Annotated in this window: 13 protein-coding genes; 2 read left to right on the forward strand and 11 right to left on the reverse strand. The window is 67.2% G+C overall.

Features of this window, described 5'->3' with window-relative positions:
* The first annotated feature begins 106 nt into the window (after nt 1–106).
* A complete protein-coding gene (locus AC5P5X_RS06435) occupies nt 107–1,111 on the forward strand; it encodes a DUF4434 domain-containing protein (RefSeq protein ID WP_044569513.1) in 1,005 nt (334 codons plus the stop codon).
* Here the strand turns inward: AC5P5X_RS06435 and AC5P5X_RS06440 are convergent.
* From AC5P5X_RS06440 to AC5P5X_RS06475, 8 genes are all read right to left on the reverse strand, one after another.
* A complete protein-coding gene (locus tag AC5P5X_RS06440) occupies nt 1,105–3,924 on the reverse strand; it encodes an NfrA family protein (protein WP_109337052.1) in 2,820 nt (939 codons plus the stop codon). The two genes, AC5P5X_RS06435 and AC5P5X_RS06440, sit on opposite strands and share 7 nt — an antisense overlap.
* The gene (locus AC5P5X_RS06445) at nt 3,921–6,068 is read right to left on the reverse strand and encodes a glycosyl transferase family protein (protein WP_109337051.1); all 2,148 of its coding nucleotides are present in this window, start codon (nt 6,066–6,068) and stop codon (nt 3,921–3,923) included. The genes AC5P5X_RS06440 and AC5P5X_RS06445 overlap by 4 nt, the downstream gene beginning before the upstream one ends.
* Nucleotides 6,069–6,074: 6 nt before the next feature.
* Entirely contained in the window at nt 6,075–8,276 is a 2,202-nt protein-coding gene (locus AC5P5X_RS06450) for a hypothetical protein (RefSeq protein ID WP_111188862.1), read from the reverse strand.
* Complete coding sequence (wecB, locus tag AC5P5X_RS06455; protein WP_005408042.1) at nt 8,273–9,457, reverse strand: non-hydrolyzing UDP-N-acetylglucosamine 2-epimerase; 1,185 nt, start codon at nt 9,455–9,457, stop codon at nt 8,273–8,275. Before wecB ends, AC5P5X_RS06450 begins: the two co-directional genes overlap by 4 nt.
* 267 nt (nt 9,458–9,724) lie before the next feature.
* Nucleotides 9,725–10,759 carry a fimbrial protein gene (locus AC5P5X_RS06460; RefSeq protein WP_005408041.1) on the reverse strand — a complete coding sequence of 345 codons (1,035 nt, stop codon included), beginning with the start codon at nt 10,757–10,759 and terminating at the stop codon, nt 9,725–9,727.
* A complete protein-coding gene (locus AC5P5X_RS06465) occupies nt 10,750–13,314 on the reverse strand; it encodes a fimbria/pilus outer membrane usher protein (RefSeq protein ID WP_005412212.1) in 2,565 nt (854 codons plus the stop codon). The genes AC5P5X_RS06460 and AC5P5X_RS06465 overlap by 10 nt, the downstream gene beginning before the upstream one ends.
* 92 nt (nt 13,315–13,406) lie before the next feature.
* Nucleotides 13,407–14,135, reverse strand: coding sequence for a fimbrial biogenesis chaperone (locus AC5P5X_RS06470; protein WP_005408039.1), 729 nt, complete (start codon nt 14,133–14,135; stop codon nt 13,407–13,409).
* Between the two features lie 85 nt (nt 14,136–14,220).
* Nucleotides 14,221–14,760 (reverse strand): fimbrial protein, encoded by a 540-nt coding sequence (locus tag AC5P5X_RS06475; RefSeq protein ID WP_005408038.1) that lies wholly within the window; start codon nt 14,758–14,760, stop codon nt 14,221–14,223.
* Between the two features lie 459 nt (nt 14,761–15,219).
* Here AC5P5X_RS06475 and AC5P5X_RS06480 point away from each other — a divergent pair, with 459 nt between their 5' ends.
* Complete coding sequence (locus tag AC5P5X_RS06480) at nt 15,220–15,585, forward strand: hypothetical protein (protein WP_044569511.1); 366 nt, start codon at nt 15,220–15,222, stop codon at nt 15,583–15,585.
* Between the two features lie 10 nt (nt 15,586–15,595).
* On the opposite strand, the gene pncB is transcribed toward AC5P5X_RS06480, so the two are convergent.
* From pncB to AC5P5X_RS06495, 3 genes are all read right to left on the reverse strand, one after another.
* Nucleotides 15,596–16,774, reverse strand: a complete 1,179-nt coding sequence (gene pncB, locus AC5P5X_RS06485) for a nicotinate phosphoribosyltransferase (protein WP_005412211.1) — start codon at nt 16,772–16,774, stop codon at nt 15,596–15,598.
* A 101-nt stretch (nt 16,775–16,875) separates the two neighbouring features.
* Entirely contained in the window at nt 16,876–17,715 is an 840-nt protein-coding gene (locus AC5P5X_RS06490) for a glycosyltransferase family 2 protein (RefSeq protein ID WP_111188863.1), read from the reverse strand.
* Nucleotides 17,712–18,563, reverse strand: coding sequence for a glycosyltransferase family 2 protein (locus AC5P5X_RS06495; protein ID WP_005412209.1), 852 nt, complete (start codon nt 18,561–18,563; stop codon nt 17,712–17,714). The genes AC5P5X_RS06490 and AC5P5X_RS06495 overlap by 4 nt, the downstream gene beginning before the upstream one ends.
* Nucleotides 18,564–18,860 lie beyond the last annotated feature (297 nt).

The raw sequence follows: 18,860 nt of genomic DNA on the forward strand, positions 1-18,860 counted from the left end.
CCGGGTGGTGATTCACCTGCCACCTTGGGCGCGATGCCGGCCAGCGGCCGGCACTACCAGGCGCGGGGTTCACCCGCCACGCACGGCGCTCTGGGATGATGCAGGCATGGTTCGGCCCGACCTTCCCGCGGATCCGTCTTCGCCGTTGCGCCGCCGGCTGCTGCGCGCGGCGGTGCTGGCGCCGTTGGCCAGCATGCTCGCCACCCTGCCCGGCTGCTCGCTGCCGGTGCAGGTGGATGGCACCTTCCTGCAGCCGTGGCGCAGCCACCTGCAGTGGGGCCTGGCCGACTGGCAGCGATCCTTGAAGCTTGCGCGTACGTTGGGCTGCCGTCAGCTGGTGCTGCAGTGGACCGGCATCGTCGGTGGCAGCGACGGCGACTGGTCGCTGCCCGACGGCAGCCTGCAGCAGCTGTTCACCGCGGCCAGCGAGAACGACATCCGCATCCGCGTCGGCCTGCCCTTCCAGCAACGCTGGTGGCAGGCGATCGGGGCCGACGATGCCACGCTGCAGGCGTTCCTGGCCGACAGCCTCGCGCATGCACGCAACTGGTTGGCACAGGCCCCCTGGGCGCAGCAGCCGGCCTTCGAGGGCTGGTACCTGCCCTACGAACTGGAGCAGTACCACTGGGCTGACCCGGCCCGCCAGCAGTGGCTGGCGCAATGGCTGCACCGGCTGGTGGAGGCCGCCAGCGCGCGCGGCGGCGACTGTGCGATTTCCTGCTACTTCAGCCGCCTGCAGACCGACGGCAACCTGGTCATGCTGTGGCAGGCGGTGCTGGCACAGGCCACGCTGCGGCCGATGGTGCAGGACGGCGTGGGCGTTGCCGGCGCTGGCAACGTGCAGCAGCTGCAACCGCTGCTCGATCATTTCCACGCACACGGCATCGGTTTCGATGCGATCGTTGAGTTGTTCCGCGAGCTGCCCGGCGGTCCCGCTGATGGCAGCGGGTTCAAGGGCGAAACCGCCGATGCCGCGCGCATCCAGCGGCAGCTGGCGTGGGCACGCGACAGCGGTGCGCAGCACGTGCTGGTCTATGCGCTGGAGCCGTGGCTGACCCAGGACACGCCGCAGGCCGCGGCGCTGCGACGACGTTGGGGCCTGCCTCAGTAGTAGAGGATGGCGGTGGCGAACAGGCCCTTGGCACGCTGCGTATCACCACCGCCGATCGCGAAGCGGTACTGCACGGTCAGGTCCAGGTAGGAACGCGGCGTGTTGTAGTGGTCCTCGCGGAACCAGTAGCGCACGCCCACGCCTGGCCCTGCGCCGAATGACCAGCTGCGCTGCGTATCGTTGAGCGCGAACGACTGCGCCGGGAACAGCGGGGAACGGATGTCGTGCACCCGCGAGCGCTGGTCCAGCCAGTCCGCCCCCACCACCACATACGGCGTGACCACCCAATGAGTCTGCCCGGCACCAAAGCGGAAGCTGCGCCCGGCGCGTAGTTCACCGGCAGCGAACCACTGTTTGCGATGCAGGCGGCCGTTGGCATCGCCGATTCGACGCACCGGCGTGCCATTGGCATCGAGTGCATCGAGGGTGAAGTGCGCGCTGTTGTCATCCCAGGTATAGCCGCCCTGCGCGTAGCCGCTGACCATCCACCACTGGTTGACGTCGGTGCGCAGATCGGTGCCGTGGTAATAGCCATAGGTCAGGTAGGACATCCAGCCACCGGAATCGCTGGCCAAGCGGTAGCGGGCCAGCGTGCTGGCTTCCAGTGGCGGGTTCCGGGCCAGCTGCAGGCGGCACTGCACGGCCGCCGATGCGGGGTAGACCTCGCCCTGGCGGGTTGCGCTGCCGAGGAACTGGCGGCGCTCGATGCCGGCGCTCAGGCCGGTCTGGCCGAAGGCGTAGCGCATGCCGAACGAAGCGATGGTGGACGGCCAGCCGGTGGTGGAACGCGAATGGCTGAGGCGCTCGGCGCGTGCGCGCGCATCCGGCGTTGATTCGCCGGTGCACGGGTCCACCGCGCGGATCGATTCGTAAGTGCCGCCCTCGTCGTACAGCGTGTTGAGCAGGCGTGCGTAGAGTTCCAGCGTGCCATGCTGGTCGTTGAAGGCCGGGGGCCGCCAGAACGCCTCCAGCGTGCTGAACACCGAATCGCCCGGCGTGCTGATCGCTGCACCGCCGACATTGGTCGCCGCCTGGCGCGCACCACGGAAACCCGCCGAGGCGATCACGCCCCACTCGCGCGAGTAATTGGCGATGGCATTGCGCACGTTGTAGCGTTGGCGTTCATCCAGTGGCAGCTCACCGGCATCGGCGCGATCAATGGCGCTACGCAGCAGCGTCACCGCCTGTGGATGGTCACCGTTGGCTGCGCTGGCGTAGGCCTGGTCGAGCACTACGCTTTTCGGTGCCTTGCCGGTGGCCTCGGCGGCCCGGAAGTCGGCCAGTGCGCGCGCCGGCTCATGGGCCTTCTGGTTGAGGTAGCCGCGCTGCATCAGCGCCCCCGCGTCATCAGGGCGCTGTGCCAGTGCCGCATCCAGGCGCTGCCGCGCTTCGTCCTGCTGGGCACGGTTGCCCGCCGCCAGCGTGGTGGTCAGCAGGCCTTGCAGGTTCGCGTCGTCCGGCGCGAGTTGCACGGCCTGCCGTGCCTCACCGATGGCATCGGCGTAATCCTGGCGCGCATAGGCAGCGTAGGCACGCTGTGCGGCACCACCATCGCCCTGCAGGTCGGCCGGCATCAGCTCGCAGACGCTGCCGCTGTCAACGGACTGGCAGTGCTGGACTGGTGCCAGGTACGCTTCGGCACCGATGCGGGGAAGCTCGCGACTGGAGCGGATCGCCCGGCTGCGTTGCTCGATGCCCTGCTGCAAAAGCTGCTGTGACCGTGCATCGCCTTCACCTGCCGGTACCGCCGCCTGCAACGGTGCCAGCAGTGCAGCTGCGCGCAACCGATCGCCTGCGGCCAGCGCCGCATCCACCGCCAGCAGGCGCACGTTGCGCTGCTGCGTTGCTGACCCCGGCGCAGCGAGCGCGGTGTCGAAGTCCTCATTGGCGAGCACGGTATTGCCCTGGCGCTGGCGCAGGTAGCCGCGCATCACCCGTGCATTGAGGTCGTTGGCATCCACCTGCAATGCCGCATCAGCACTGTGCTCGGCGTCGGCCAGTTGATCGCCCTGCAGCTGCGCGGTGATCAGCAGCAACCGGTATGAAGCAACGTCGGGGGCCAGCTCCACGGCAGCGTGCGCCTGCTCAATGGCGGCGGCATTCTCGCCTGCAGACAGCGATTGATAGGCCTGCTGGGCCAGCAGCAGCGCGCGTTGGCGGCCCAGTGCCACGCGCCGCGCGCGCAACTCCTCGACATTCGGTGCGCCCAGCTGCAGCGCGGTACCGATGGCGGCGTCGGCCTGTCCGGGCTGTTGCTGTGCCTCCAGCGCCGCCACCCACAGCAGCGCCCATGCGCCCTGTTGCGGCTGCTGCCGGAACGCCTGCTCGGCCTTGCTGGCGGCGACGCCCATCTGGCCGGCGTCGTAGGCCGCATAGGCTTCGGTTGCCAGCATATAGGCCTGCCGGCTATTGCGGTCGGTCACCGTCGCGGGTGCACGCGGTACCGCTCCGGTACGCGCCGCACCTCTCCTCGTCCTGGGCGCAGCGGCCAGCGCCGGCAAGGCCGGATCCTTCAACCCCGCATCCAGTGCACGACGTGCCTGCTGCTGCGCCTCGGCACCCCGCCCCAGTTTCTGCAGCGCATAGATCTGCAGCAGGCGCAGCCGCACCACGTCCGGGCGCAACCGGATTGCTTCGCTGGACTGCCGGTAGGCCGCGGGGTAATCGCCACGTTCATAGGCGGCAAACGCCTGCTCGGCGATGCGGTAGGCGGCACCGGACAATGGCAGTGGTGCATCGGTCTGTGCCAGCACCGGCGCGGCGGCCGTGGCCAATGCCACGGTGATGACAGTGGACAGCAGCGTGGTCTTCATGCCGGCAAGGCTCCGGGCGGCGGTGACTGCAGCGTGGCCGCACGCCGGCGCTGCTCCTGCATGGCCTGGGCCACGGCCTCTTCAGTGGTGATGCCCTGCTTGACCAGGTAGTCGCCGATGCGGCCGTCGCGCTGCGGCATGTAGTCGTCCAGTGCGATCTCGAAGCGTGCGTGATCGATCAGGCGCATTTCCACCAGCAGATCGCCCAGCAGGGGCACGGTGTCCAGCTGCCATTGCCGGTCGCCACCGATCAGCCGCAGGCCGGCGTTGATCTCGCTTTCGCGGGCGATGCTCTGTTCAATGTGGTTGCTGCGCGTCTCCTGCTTCAGCAGGGCCAACGCGTCTTCGGGCAGCGGGCTGGCCACGGCCAGCCGCAGGGTGCCTTCCTGGCGCGGCGGCAGCGGCAGCATGCGCCATTGCACGCAGGCATCGGCACTGATCGGGAACTGGCAGGCGCGCAGGTAGTCCACGTCGATCACCGCGCGTGGCAGGTCACCCTGGAAGGCGATGGCCTCGGCCAGCGTTTCATCATCCAACCAGCCCTGGGTGAGCAGGATGCGGCCCAGCGGTTGCTGGCGGCCTGCCTGCTGCTGCTCCAGCGCCTGCTGCAGGCGTTCGGGTTCCACCGCCTGCCAGGTGGTCAACAGCTCACCGAGCTGCTTGCGGGTCTGCACCAGCTGCGCCGCATCGGGGAAGTCGTGCATGGTCTTGTCCCAGACCATGCGCTTGCCGAACAGCAGGTAGGCCAGGAACACCTTCCAGGCACGGGCGGTGGCCATGAAATTGATCATGTTGCCGACCACCATGCGCGGGATCGACATCAGCGCGTGCTCCCAGCCGTACAACCGGTTGACGAAGTAGAAGCGCTGCACGATCCGGGTCGCCAGCGCTGCGGTGGTCAGCAGCGCGACATTCATCTGCCAGGTACCGGCCTGGAACACGCTGGGAAACTGCATCGTCCACAGCCCGGTCATCTTCAACAGCCAGAACAGCAGCAGCTGCAGGAAGATGATGTAGGCGATGATGCTGACGAACGAGGTGATGATGCCCTTTCGGTCGCGCGCCAGCAGGTACTTGGTGGCCAGCGATCCGCGCCAGCCCAGCGACTCCCAGCTCTGCAGGCCGATGCCCAGCACCCAGCGCGCCTTCTGCCGGTACGACGCGCGGAAGTTGTCGGGGAAGTACTCGCGAACGCACAGCGCCATCTGCTGGGTGCGCTCGCGCACCGGCCCCCAGCCGAACCAGGATGGGCGGCGCACGCGGAACTGCACGGGGAAGCGGGCGAAGATCGACTGCATGCCCATGGCTGCCAGCCTCGCGCCGACGTCGTAATCCTCGGTGAGGCTGTCGGTGTTGAAAGGCTGGTTGTCGGTCTGCGCGCTCAATGCCAGCAGCGCGCGCCGCGAGAAACAGGTACCAACACCGGCCGACGGCACCATGCCGGACACGCTCTCGCGCACCACCAGATCCTTGGCGTGCCATTCGGCGAACTCGTCCATGTAGACCCCGGCCACCAGTTCGTACCACTCGCGGTCCAGCGAGGTGACCGGCAGCTGGATCATGTCCTTGCGCGGCAGCAGGTAGTTGTAGAAGCGCAGTTCCATCGGGTGCAGCACGTCCTCGCTGTCGTGCAGGATCACGCCGGCGAACTCGATGTCGTGGCGCTTCTCGTAATCGAAGATCGCCAGGATCAGCCAGTTCAGGCAGTCGGCCTTGCTGGTCGGCCCGTCATGCGGCACCTCCACGCGGCGCAGGCGCTTGTAGCGGCGGCGCATGCGCTCGACTTCATCGATGGTCTGCTGGTCGTTGGGATAGGTGCCGACGAACACGACGTACTCGCGGTAGTCGAGCACGTTGATCATGTTCTCCACCATCTGCGCGATGACGTCGTACTCCATCCACGCCGGCACCATGATTGCCAGCGGCTGTTGCGGCCGCTGCATCAGGTCTTCCTGGGTCAGTGGCCGGTACGCTTCGCGCCGCTTGATGGTGAGCGCGCGCCAACTCTCGCGCACCCAGTACCAGACGTCGATGAACAGATCATCGAGGCTGGAGATCAGGATCAGCACGGCCACCGCCGCCGCCGTGGTTTCCAGGACGGCGTAGTAGTTGGCCAGCTGGATGTTCCAGAACAGACCGTCCACGGTGGATCAGTGCCCTGTGTTGGCGGACTTGCGGCGGCGCACCTGGGTGACGCGGGCGGCCAGCAGCGCGAACACGATCACGCCGACCAGCAGCAGCAACCAGACCATGTGCCGTTCCCACTTCGATTGTGGATTGCCATCCTGGGCAACTCGGCCCCCGTAAGGATCCTGGCGATCGAACTCGCGCACGGCATCACTGCCGTCGAGCACCGCCAGATCACCGCGCAGCAGCCGGAACGGTGCGCCGAACGACGGTGCCTGTGCACCCAGATCGCTGTACAGCACGCCAAGCTGGCCGCCGGAGGTGCCGACCTGCACCACCGCGGCGCGATCCAGGCCGCTGACATCCAGCAGCGGCTGAGGCTTCCCGCCGATCAGCAGGTGGCCGTCCTTCAGGCCGGCCACATCGACACCCGACGGCGCCACACCGAAAGCCAGCCACGGCGCATCCGGGCTGATCGCCGCACCGGCATCGACCACCTTCAGCTCCGACGCCTCTGGCGAGGCCCCCACTGCACTGGCCACCGCGATCACCTTGCGCAGCGATGCCGGCGCGTCCTGCAGCCACGTAGCGGGCACGAACATCTGGTTGCCGCGTGACAGCTGGCTGCTGGCACCGACGAAGTCACTGCCCAGCGACCGTTTGGCCAGGGTCAGGTGGCTGCTGGGCAGGATCGAGACCGGATACGCGGTGGCCGGATCGTGGCAATAGGGGCGTGCCGGCTGGCGCAGGAAGCTGACGCGGATCTCGTTGCGTGCCGACAGCGCGTAGGCCGGCACCCTGGCCACCAGCCGCTGCGGCTGGCCGTTGGCCGACAGCACCTTGCCGCCCAGCAGATAGTCGTTGAAGTAGATCGTGGCCACCGCGCCCTGCCCGGCCGCGTTGGGGGCCGCCGAGACATCGATCACCACTTCCTCGGGCAGGCGGCCGTCGGCCGACAGCGCCCCCAGATCAAAGCTGGCGCTGCGGTCGGCGCGGGTCACCACATCCATGGAGCCGGCAATGTTGCCGAGCCGGCTCAGCAGCACCTGGTCACCGTCCAGCTTCGGCGTGCCCGCTGCGCTGACCTGCAGGCTACGGCCCAGCGCATAGCTACGCCACTGTTCGGCGAACAGCCCGGCGACCTTGCCCGCCGCCGCCGGGTCGACTACCAGCGTCGGACGGCCGGCAACGGCCACCACGCGGACCGAGGCGGTGGCCGCGGGCTTTTCCAGGCCGCCCATGTCGGTACCGCGCCACGCGGCGAACGCGGTGCCCGCATCGGCGCCGGTGGCGCCGACCTGTGCAGCGAGCGCATCCAGTCCCGCGCGCACGCCGGCCCGCAGCGCATCGCTGCCGATCATCACCTCGGCGGCCAGCGGCCCACTGTCACGCAGCGACAGCAGTGCCCCCACTTCGGCCAGATCCTTGATCGCATGCGCGCGCTCGCCAGTGGCCAGCGCGGCATAGGCCGGCACGACCTGCAGGCTGGCCGGGATGCTGATGCCGGTCAGGTCGACGCTGTCACCGACCTTGGGCAGCGCCAGCACCTGCACCTGCTTGCCACCGGCCTGCAGGGCCGTGCCAATGCGCCAGGCCGCGTCGTAGATGGGGGCCTGCAGCGCCTTGCCGTCCACCAGCAGGCGCACCTGCGGGGGCAGCGCGCCCCAGGCCTTGGCCACGGTGTCCACGGCGCGGCCGTCGAAGCGGTAGCTGAAGCGCGAGTCCGGCGACAGCCGCAGCACGTTGGCCGGCGCGCTCTGGTCGGCACATTGGTAGTCGGACACGATCGACCACCAGCCGACGCCGACCCGAACGAAGCCGTTCTGGCGGGGTTCGCCATCGATGGCCAGCAGCTGGCTGGCGTCACCCTGTGCATCGGTGATCGAGCGTGCGGCGATCGGATCGCCATCGACCGACCACAGGCCGGACGTGCGCCCGGCATGGCCGCGCACGTAGCGCCCGTCCAGCTGCAGCTGCGCATCGCGGGTGGCGACACCGGCCGGCACCGGCAGGTAGATCTCGCGCTGGCTCTCCTGCCCGCTGAGCACCAGCGGTTGGCGGAAACCGAGTTCGCGCAGGGTCATCTGCCGGCTGACCGTGCTGTCACCGCTCCACTCGGCGAACTGGCCGGCGACGCTGTCGGCGGCATGGGCACTGCCAACCACGCCCGACAGGACGAACGCGGCGGCGGATGCAAACAGGGGAGAGCGGCCGGTCTGGGTCATGGCGTCACTTCGCGTGGGTGGGGGTGGACGGCGCCGCTGCTGCGGAGGCCGGGCGAGAATTCGGGAAGCGGCGTGCCACGCAGGGCGGCGACGATGCGCGCGCTGGCACGGCCATCGCCGTAGGGGCTGGCGTGGGGATCGAAGCGGGTCGGGTGCGGTGGTTGTGCCAGTGCCGCATTGACAGCTTCGACAATGCGCGAGGGCGCGGTGCCGACCAGCGTCACCACACCGGCCTCGACCGCCTCCGGGCGTTCGGTGACGTCGCGCATGACCAGTACCGGTTTGGCCAGCGCCGGTGCCTCTTCCTGCACGCCACCGGAGTCGGTGAGGATGACGTCGGCGCGCTGCATCAGCCGCACGAAGCGCAGGTAGTCCTGCGGCGGCACCAGGTGCACGTTGTCGAGATGGCCGAGGTGGGCGTTGACCGGGCCCTGCACGTTCGGGTTCAGATGCACCGGGTACAGCACCTGCAGGTCCGGCCGCCGTGCCAGTTCAGCCAGCGCACGGCAGATGTCCTCGAAGCCCTGCCCGAAGCTCTCGCGGCGGTGGCCGGTGACCAGCAGCAGGCGACGATCGGGGTCAAGCATGTGGAAGGGTTCGTCAGCCCGCGCACGCAGCGCCGGGTCGGCATCCAGGCGCTCTACGGTCTGCTGCAGGGCATCGATGACGGTGTTGCCGGTGACCAGGATCTGCCCGCCCAGGTGTTCACCGGCCAGGTTGGCGCGCGAGCTGGGCGTGGGCGCGTACAACTGGTCGCCGACCACATCGATCACCCGCCGGTTCATTTCCTCCGGCCACGGCCGGTTGATGTCACCGGTGCGCAGTCCGGCCTCGACATGACCGATCGGAATGCGGTGGTGGAACGCGGCCAGCGCGGCGGTCATCGCCGTGGTGGTATCACCGTGCACCAGCACCCGGTCGGGACGGACCTGCGTGTAGAGCGCGTCAAGCCGTTCGAACAGCCTGGAACACAGGCCATTGAGGGTCTGGTTGGGCACCATGACATCCAGGTCATGGTCGGCGGTGATCTCGAACAGCGACATCACCTGGTCCAGCATCGCCCGGTGCTGGCCGGTGATGCAGACCACCGATTCGATGTCCGCAGCCTCGGCCAGGGCCCGCACCAGCGGCCCCATCTTGATCGCTTCCGGTCGCGTGCCAAACACCGACAGGACCTTCACCGCAGCGCTCCGGACAGCCGGTGCGGGGAAATGCCAGGAGCTGTAGCCACGTCTGGATCCTTTCGGCGTTCCCGTCCAATACCCGCAGGCAGGAGACGGTCACCTCATGAGGAAACTCCAAAATCGCGACGTACATCACATTCGAATGATGGTACGCGCGTCGTGGCATTGATCTTCATCGTTGGAAGATCAAGACGCAGTCAACGCCGCCCGTGTCACGGGCGACGTTGCGGTGGAACGCAGCAGTGGCTGCGGCCTGGGGCCGCCTTACTCGTACTGGATGGTGAAGGTGGCCTGGCCGTTCGCGACACCGGCACCGACCGTGCCGGCCTGGGTCTGCACATAGCGGGCGCGCAGCGGCAAGGTCATCGTGCTGGTGCCGGGGGTGGTGGTACCGACATTGACGGTCTGGCCGAAGCGCACTTCGCGCTCGGTGGTGCCATCGCGCTGGACCATCTGGATGCCGATGCGGGTGGCGCTGTTGGTGGCCGCACTGAGCTTCAGCACGCCCGGCATGTTCGAGCTGTCCTGATCGGCATCGAGGCGGATGCCGATCTTGCTCTGGTACTGCGCGACATTGCTGCCCTGGCAGTTCAGGCGGATCTCGAAATCGCGGTCAACGGCCTTGGAACCGACACCGGTGAAGGTAGTGTTGGGCACGCTGCCGAAATCGACGGCGATATTGCGGCTGCCGGCCTGCACTTCACAGGTCGGGCTGACCACGGTGGTGCCCGAGCCCTTGAAGGTCGAGGTCAGTTCCGGACGGCCAGGGCCGTCGCCGTCGAGATAATAGGTGGTGAAGCGGCCGTTAGGCGCGATGATGCCCGAGCCCGTCTGCGCGGCGGTCTTGATCAGCTCCACCCGGAAGCGGCCACCGTTGAGGGTCAACGTCCGGCTGCCCCCCAATTGCAGGGTATGCGGGTAGTAAGTCTGGATGGTGCCCGAATCACGATAGACACGAATGCCCACCCCGGCTACATCGGTGGCATAGACGTTGCTGAAACCCGGGACCGCGTTCTGCTGCGCGGCGTTGACGAAACGGCCATTGGCACTACCGCCCCAGCGATCGCAGTAACCGATGCTGTCGCGCTGGTTGATAGGCACGATCAGCTCCTTGATCACACCACCGACGGGCAGACTGGGCAGGATTACGATCTGCCCCATGTCCATCTGCACGTCCTGCGCGACAAAGCCCTGTTGGGTGATGTAGCAGGTCGCCAACGCCGGGCTGGCCACGGCAATACCAGCCAATATGGCCACCGCACTCAGCGCCTTGCGGCCACGGGAAGAGATCATCGGCATGCTGCCTCCAGCGGGATGAAGCCGGTCTTGGACGCATCGGCGCCCGCCGGAACCTGGTAATCGACGGTGCAGCGCTGGTCGGCGCCGGCGCCCCACTCCACCAGCAGGCGGCCCTGGTTCTTTTCACTGCGCACGTACAGGCGGCCACCCTGGCTGACCATGCCCACCGGCTGGCCCTGCTCATCCTTGACCTGCGCACCGAACGGCATGGTGCGGCCATCCGGGTTGCGCACCTGGATCAGCAGCGCGTTGCCCTTGCGGGTATCGAAGCGCAGGTAGCTGATGGCACCGGCGAACGGCGCGATCGACTGGCTGGTGCTTTCCAGCTCGACGTCGTGGGCCATGCCCTGCGGGTCGAGGGTGACGGTGTTGAGGCGGTACGGGGAAACGTACGGGACCACCGCGTAGCCGCGGCCATCGACGCGCAGGCCCGGGGCGTTGCTGACGATCGCATCGCGTGCGCCCGGCGCTTCCACCAGCACCATGGTGTCGCCACGCTGCGGGGTGAAGGTGAAGCCGCCCGGATGCACGACCACGCTGCCGTTGGCACCGACCGAAGCCTGGCGGAAATCGCGCGAGTGGCTGTAGGTCGCGTTCAACGCGGAGTAGCGGCTGCGGTACTCGGCGTTGCCGACCGCGGTGGTGCCACCTTCGCGGGAATCGGACAGCGCCACGCCGTAGCTGAAGTTGTTGTCGACACCGGCCGAACCGGTGATGCCGACGCGGCTGTTGTCGTAGCCACCGCGGTCGCGCACGCCGAGATCGGCGCTGAACGACACCGGGTGGGAACCACGACCCAGCGGCACGCTCATCGACAACAGGTACTGGGTGTCGGAACGGCCCAGCACGCCCTCTTCGGTGCGCAGCGCCGAGAAGCCGTAGTTCACCGAACGCCAGGCATTGTTGTAGCCCACCTGGTACTGTTTTGAGGTGCCGGAACGGTCGTAGAAGTCACGCACCGAACCGGTCACGTACAGCGCGCCGCCGCGACGGCCCAGCGGCTGGTTCAGCGTTACCTGGAACTGGCTGCGCTGGCGGCCACGGGTGGTCGGATCGATGCCGCGCTTGTCCGAATCACGGCCGTACAGCGCGTCCTGCAGGCTGTAGAAGCCTTCGGTCGAATAGCGGTAGGCGGCCAGGGTCAGGTTGGTCCCGGTCTCGCCGATCATGTTGCTGTAGCTCAAGCGCACGCTGGCACCGGTGTGGTTGCCGTAGTGATCGAACGAGGTACGCGCATGGGTGACGTCGGCAGCGAATGCGCCGACCGGCGTGGACAGGCCGACGCCGTACAGCAGCGACAGGTAGCCATCGCTCAGTGCACTGCCACCGTACAGGGTCAGCTGGTTGCCGATACCGCGCTGGTAGGTGCCCTGCACCAGCCACGGCTCATCGGCCAGCAGCTTGTTGCGCACCTGGCCAGCCGTCAGCGAGTAACGCGACACGCCTTCGCGCAGCATCTGCGGCACCGAACCGAACGGCACCTTGAATTCGCGGCGGCGGCCATCGGCCTCGATCACGCTCACTTCCAGATCACCGCCGTAACCGGTCGGGTACAGGTCGTCGATGACGAAGCTGCCCGGCGACACGGTGGAGGAGTAGATCAGCTGCTCGTTCTGGCGCACTTCGATGCGCGCGTTGGTCTCGGCGATGCCGCGCACGACCGGCGCGTAACCGCGCAGCGAATCGGGCAGCATGCGGTCGTCGCTGGCCAGGCTGGCACCGCGGTAACCGATCGAATCGAACAGTTCACCGGTGGTGTAGGCCTCACCGATGGTGAGCATGCCGCGCACCTGCGGAATGCCGCGCTGCGCATAGGTGGCGATGCTCTGCCAATGGCGGCCGTCGCCCTCGGACCAGGTCAGGTTCGAATCGTGGCGGAACTGCCAGCCACCCAGGTTCATGCCGGCGTTGAGGCCGAGGTAGGCACTGCGGTTGCGCTGGCCACCTTCGACGCGGCTGTCGCTGTCGATGGCATTGAAGCTGTAACCGACGAAACCGGCATTGATGCCACGGTCCCACAGCGCCGGGTTGACGTAGCCACGCGCCTCGCGGCGCAGGAACACCTGCGGGATGCTCAGGTCGTAGCGCAGGTTGCCGCTGTCATAGACACCATAGGCGTTGGCCATGCGCTGCTGGACCGGCACGCAGCTGGTCTTGTCGGTGGGCACGGACGGATCCTGCTGCAGCAGCACGGCCTCGCTGTCCACGCCCATTTCTTCCAGCATCGGCAGCGGCAGGCAGGCGTCGACACGGCCCTGCGCATCGGCCTTGAACTGCAGATCGCGACGGCCCTGCCAGGCACCGTTGACGTACACGTCGACACGATAGTTGCCGGCCACCATCGGGTTGCCGTTGCTGAAGGCCGCCAGGTCCACCTGCTTGGCCTGGCCAGACAGGAAGCTGGAGTTGAACTGCGCCGATTCGGGTGCACGCGCATTGGCCGCACCACTCTGCGCCATGAGCGCCTGTTCGCCGAGATTGGCCGGGGCAGCCAGCGCCCATCCTGGGCAGGCCACGCCAGCAACCAACAGGCAAAGCGCCTGATGGATCGACAATGTCAATCTGTTTCCGATCACACTGACATTCCTTCAATTCGCCGCACAGCGGCGGTGGCGGGATGCGCAGGCCAGGGGCCGGCGCGGCGCGTTCAGCCCCCGGTGCTGCCGAGGCGGATGGTGTGTTCCACCCGGCCGCCGTAGTCGTTGATGGTGATGAAGCGGACCTGGTCGGTGCCCGCCGGTGCGGCGAACTCCAGGCTCTGCTTTGGCGCGACCATCGCGCCCTTGTCCTCGACGGCCTTTTCACTGCTGCCGGTCACGGCATGTACTTCGGCCAGAGTGACGTGGAAGGGGCTCGGGTTTTCCACCCGCAGGCGGTCGCCATTGCGGGTCCAGCGCAGCGCTGCCGGTGCATCGTTGGCGACGCCCTTCAGGCCCTGCGGCCGGTAGAAAAGCTTCAGGCGCGAACGAAACGCGACCTGCAGGTAATTCTGTTCGCCGCTGTCAGCGTTGTCCGGGGACGGCGGCACATCCAGCACATTGAGCCAGAACACCGACTCGCGGTCGGTCGGCAGCTGCGCGCCGGAGAAGATCAGTCGCAGCGCCTGGCTGCGGCCCGGCTCGACACGCGCGATCGGCGGCGTCAGTACGAACGGGGCATCGCTGGTATCGGCGGTCTGGTTGGCGTCGCCGCTGTCGATCCAGGCCTGCACCAGCGCCGGCGAATCGCCCACGTTGTCGACCTGCACGGTGACTTCGCGCGCCTGCGCCGGATAGATCACTCGCGTGCCATTGACCACCACGCCGGCCAGAGCGTTCTGGCAGAAGGGCAGCGTGAACGCTGCCAGCAGCAGCGCCCGGGGAAAGAATGCTTTCATCGGAAGTACTACGCTCGAGGTATGTGGCCAGGGGCCGCGATGCACTGGCCGGCGCGTACGCCGGCCAGTGCGGGTACGGCTACGATCAGTTGTAGATGATCGTGTACTTGACGCTGCTGGTGACGTCGCCCGGGGTGGCGGCGGCAGTGGCGTAGTACTCAGCGTAGTAGTTCAGGTCGGCCGAGCCGTCGGTGCCGACGGTGACCCACTGCGAGTTGGTCTGGGCCAGGCCAGCGCCAGCAGCCTTGATCGGCAGGACCTGGTTGTTCGAGCCCAGCAGCTGCAGCTGCACGTTGGTGGCAGCGTTGGCCGAGGCCTGGTTCAGCAGGCGGCCGGTGTTGAAGTCGACGGTCGAACCCGGCTCGAAGTAGGTCGCGACGTTGCCGGCGCTGCACTTGGTCAGGTTGATGGCGAACGGGGTACGACCGGCAACGGCACCGGCGGTGGCCAGGGTGTTCTTGGACACGGTCGGCAGGTTGACGGCGAAGTCCTTGCCGCCCGGGGTCGAGATGGTGCAGGTCTTGTCGGTCACCTTGCCGTTGAAGGTGATGGTGCCGTCGGCGGCGTTGGCGGCCAGCGGAGCGGCGGCCAGCATCAGAGCGGCAATGAGGTTGATCTTGTGCATTCGCTTTTACCTAACCCTACTGAAGAGATGAGAAGTAGAGGAGGAAGCAAGGAGCACTGCCGGGCTATCAAGACCCATCCTTGCGTCTCACCTGTGGCCGGACTCGGACATACCTTCCCCTGAATCCGTGACGCAAGTATAGGCACAACTGTGATGAAAGTCTCATTATTTTTCTGAACGCCAATTCATTGACGCCCCAAATGTGACGTGTTAGGCGAAATCGAGGTTGGGGGAGCGCAAGGGATTTGACGGTAGCCGGATCAGGCCACAAACGACCCTGCATGACGCACCTGGTGGCGCGTTCGGCATGCGCGGAAACAAGCCTTTTTAAGGTGGAAATCACCTTATTTGATGCGCATCACTCTTTGTTGGTGATGGCCCTAGCAGATTCGGAATCGTCCTATTAAAGACGGATCGAACCTGTCGCTAACTAGGACACACCGAACCAGAGAACGTGTCATGAGAACCTCCCTTCTGCTGTGCGTGGCCCTGATGTCCGTCAGTGCGCTGGCCCAGGCCAGCAGCGGCAGCATTCGTTTCAGCGGCCGTATCGCCGAGCCGGGCTGCACGACCAACCTGTCCCAGGGCGAGCTGAGCCTGGCGGCCTGCCCGCCGTCGGCCAAGGGCTCGACGGTGGCCGTGACGGCGCTGGCCGATGGCCAGGCCGCGACGCTGCGCGACGGCAAGCGCCAGGGGCAGAAGCTGTCGGTGTCGGCCAGCGCGATGCGCGCCGGCGATATCGCCTTCTCCGAGCGCTACAGCGTGCAGGCTTCGAAGCAGCAGCCGCTGCAGGGTGCCTACCTGGTGGTGGTCGACTACCTGTAAGCCGACGTGTTTACGCCGGCGGCAGCTCGAAGACCTGGCGCAGGTAGGCCAGGTAGCCGGGGTCGTCGCACATGCTCTTGCCCGGCGAATCGCTGAGCTTGGCCACCGGCTGGCCGTTGCAGCGGACCATCTTGATCACGATGTTCAGCGGCGTCGGACCCAGATCATTGGTCAGGTGGGTGCCGACGCCGAACGCGACCTGGCAGCGACCACGGAAGTAGTCGTACAGGCGCATGACCTTGGCGATGTCGAGCCCATCGCTGAACACCAGCACCTTGCTGCGCGGATCGACGCGGCGCTGCTGGAAGTGCGCCAGCATGCGGTCGCCCCAGTCGAACGGATCGCCCGAATCGTGGCGGACACCGTCGAACAGCTTGCAGAAGTACATATCGAAGTCGCGCAGGAACGCATCCAGGCCGACCACGTCGGACAGCGCGATGCCGAGGTCGCCGCGATACTCGCGTGCCCACGATTCCAGCGCCGCCACCTGCGAGTCACGCAGGCGTGGGCCCAGCGCCTGGAAGGCCTGCAGATACTCATGGGCCATGGTGCCGTGCGGGGTCATGCCATACAGGCGGGCGAAGTGCACGTTGCTGGTGCCGACCAGCTGCGGGCCCAGTGCATCGCGCAGCAGCGGCAGCAGGCGCGCGTGCCAGTCGCGCGAGTAGCGGCGACGGCTGCCGTAGTCGGCGATGCGGCACTGTTCGAAACCGGGGGTATCGCGCAGCAGCGCGGCCTTGGCCTGCAGGCGGCGCTCGCCTTCGGCGAAGTCAGGCGTGGTGGTGTTGCGGAACCAGACTTCGTTGATGATCGCCAGCAGCGGCACTTCGAACAGGATGGTGTGCAGCCACGGGCCGGTGATGTCCAGTTCGATCTCGCCGGGCACGGTCTTCGACGCGCGCAGCTGGATGTACTTGCGGTCGAGGTGGAACAGGCCGAGGAAATCGGCGAAGTCGGGCTTCACGAAGCGCAGGCCACGCATGTAATCCAGCTCCGCGTCGCTGAAACGCAGGCTGCACAGGTGATCGATCTCTTCGTCGATCTGGTCGATGTAATGGGCCAGGTCGATGCCGGGCGTGCGGCACTTGAACCGGTACTGCACCTGGGCACCGGGGTGCTGGTGGAGCACCGCCTGCATCATGGTGAACTTGTACAGGTCGGTGTCGAGCAGGGACTGGATGATAGGCATGGGGCGGATTATGCGCCCAGCAGGGTGAACCGGGGGCGCGGCCAGTGGATCCACACCATGCGTGGATGACCCTATCCATGCAGCCGAGCGTGGGCTCGGCTCTACAACGACCTGCGCACCAGGCGCGGCACCAGCATCAGGGCGTGCGCCCAGATCGCGCCCCACACCGCCACGCGCACCGGCAGCGAACGCTGACTGGCCTCGAACTTCTGGAAATAGCGCCACAGGCCCCGGTGCTTGTGCCATTCCACGAAGAACGGCCGTGAGCGGCTGGAGACACCGCGCACATGGGTGACCTGCAGGTCGTTGGCGATCGCCACCACCGCGCCAGCCTCACGTGCGCGCCGGCACAAGTCCAGGTCTTCGGCGTGCAGGCGATAGCCGGCGTCCCAGCCACCGATGCGGTCGAACAGCGCACGCGGCATCAGCAGCAGCGCGCCAGACAACGCCGGCACCCGCTGCAGCGCCTGCTGCGGATCGCGCGGGACCGACAGCTTCGAGCCTTTGCCGGGCGAACGCAGCATCAACAGGAAATCCGGATCACGACGGCGCACGGCCTCGTCGGCATGGCCATGCTCGTCCAGCTGTTCGACACCCAGCAGGCAATCCCCCAACCGTTCGGCACGGCTGCGCAGCTCGGCCAGAGTATCGGGCTCGACCATCAGGTCCGGGTTGATGAAGGCCAGCCACGGGCTGTGCGAATCGGCCACCCCCTGATTGTTTGCGGCGGCAAAGCCGGGATTGTCCGGATTGCCGACAAAACGCACGCGCGGGTCGTGGCTGGCATGGCGCTGCACGATATCCAGCGTGCCATCCATCGAGCCGTTGTCGATCACCCGGATTTCGGCCACGTCCCGCGCCTGGCACAGACGGGAGAGACAGGCATCGATGGTGCTGCCGCTCTGGTAGGTGACGACGATGGCGGCGATGGCAACATTCAAACGGGTGGCTCCGGCGCGGAAGGAACGAACAGGTCGCCCTGTTCCTTCGGCATTATCGCCTGCCGCATGCGCTGCTGCAGGTCGGCACGCAGCCCGTGCAGCGGGTCGTGCATCAGGAAGTCCGCCAACCGAGGCACCCAGCCCGGCCAGCGCGCAGCCAGCGCTTCAAGATCGCCGTCACGGCTGACCGCCTCCCCCGCCCGGCTGACGAAGGCGGTCTCGCACAGCACGTTGCGCCATCCCAGGCCGGCCATGCGTAGGCTCAGGTCCACCAGCGCCGCGTTCCAGCCGGCGTAGCTGTCCACGTCCAGGCCCCCGGCACGTCGACGCGCGTTGCCCCGCACCAGCACCGCATGGGTGACTGCGGACGGCAGCTCGGGGTGCAGGGTTGGCAATGTGGCACAGGTATGCGCCAGCAGGGCCGGATCATGGGGTTCGGGATTGATTTCGCCCAGCCGTGGCCACGCAGCGGTTTCGCCGGCATTGCACCACGGGGTTGCGGTGGCGATGGCGGCATCGCGGGCGAAGGTGTCCTGCAGCTGCTGCAGCCAGCCTGGCGCGGGCACGCTGTCCGGTGCCAGCACCGCCACGTCCATGCCATCGCAGGCGCGCAACATCTCGTCCAGGTGGGCCACCTCGCCCAGCGGCCGCGCGCGGCGGGTGTACTCGGCCTGCAGTGGCGTATGCGCCAACCAGTGTTCCACCACCGCCTGCGCGCGCGGCCCGGTCTGCGCATCGTCCGCCAACCAGACCGCGGTGCCCGGCGCGGTGCCGGCATCCAGTGCGGCCAGGCAGCGGTCGAGCGCGGCATCGTCCACGCACAGCGGCAACAACACGATCGCCCCCATCCCGCCTCCGTGGTTGTCGTTAGCCACAGCCTAGCACCGGGAGGGTATCGGCCGGGTTGCACCCGGCACCCGCAGAGGCCGAAGCCGAAGCAACAGCAGAAGCCGGCTATCCGTGGGATGGCGGGGTGGGTCCGGTTGCGGGGGACGCCGTGAATACGTCCCTGTAGGCTTGGCCGCGGCATCCATGCCGCGGACACCCCCGCAACCGGACCCACCCCGCCTTCGACAGATCTCCGCGATCTGCAGTAGATCCACGCCATGCGTGGATGAATCTCCATCAGAATCGAATATTTCGAA

The organism is Stenotrophomonas sp. YJH_SMC_91 (assembly GCF_059368495.1).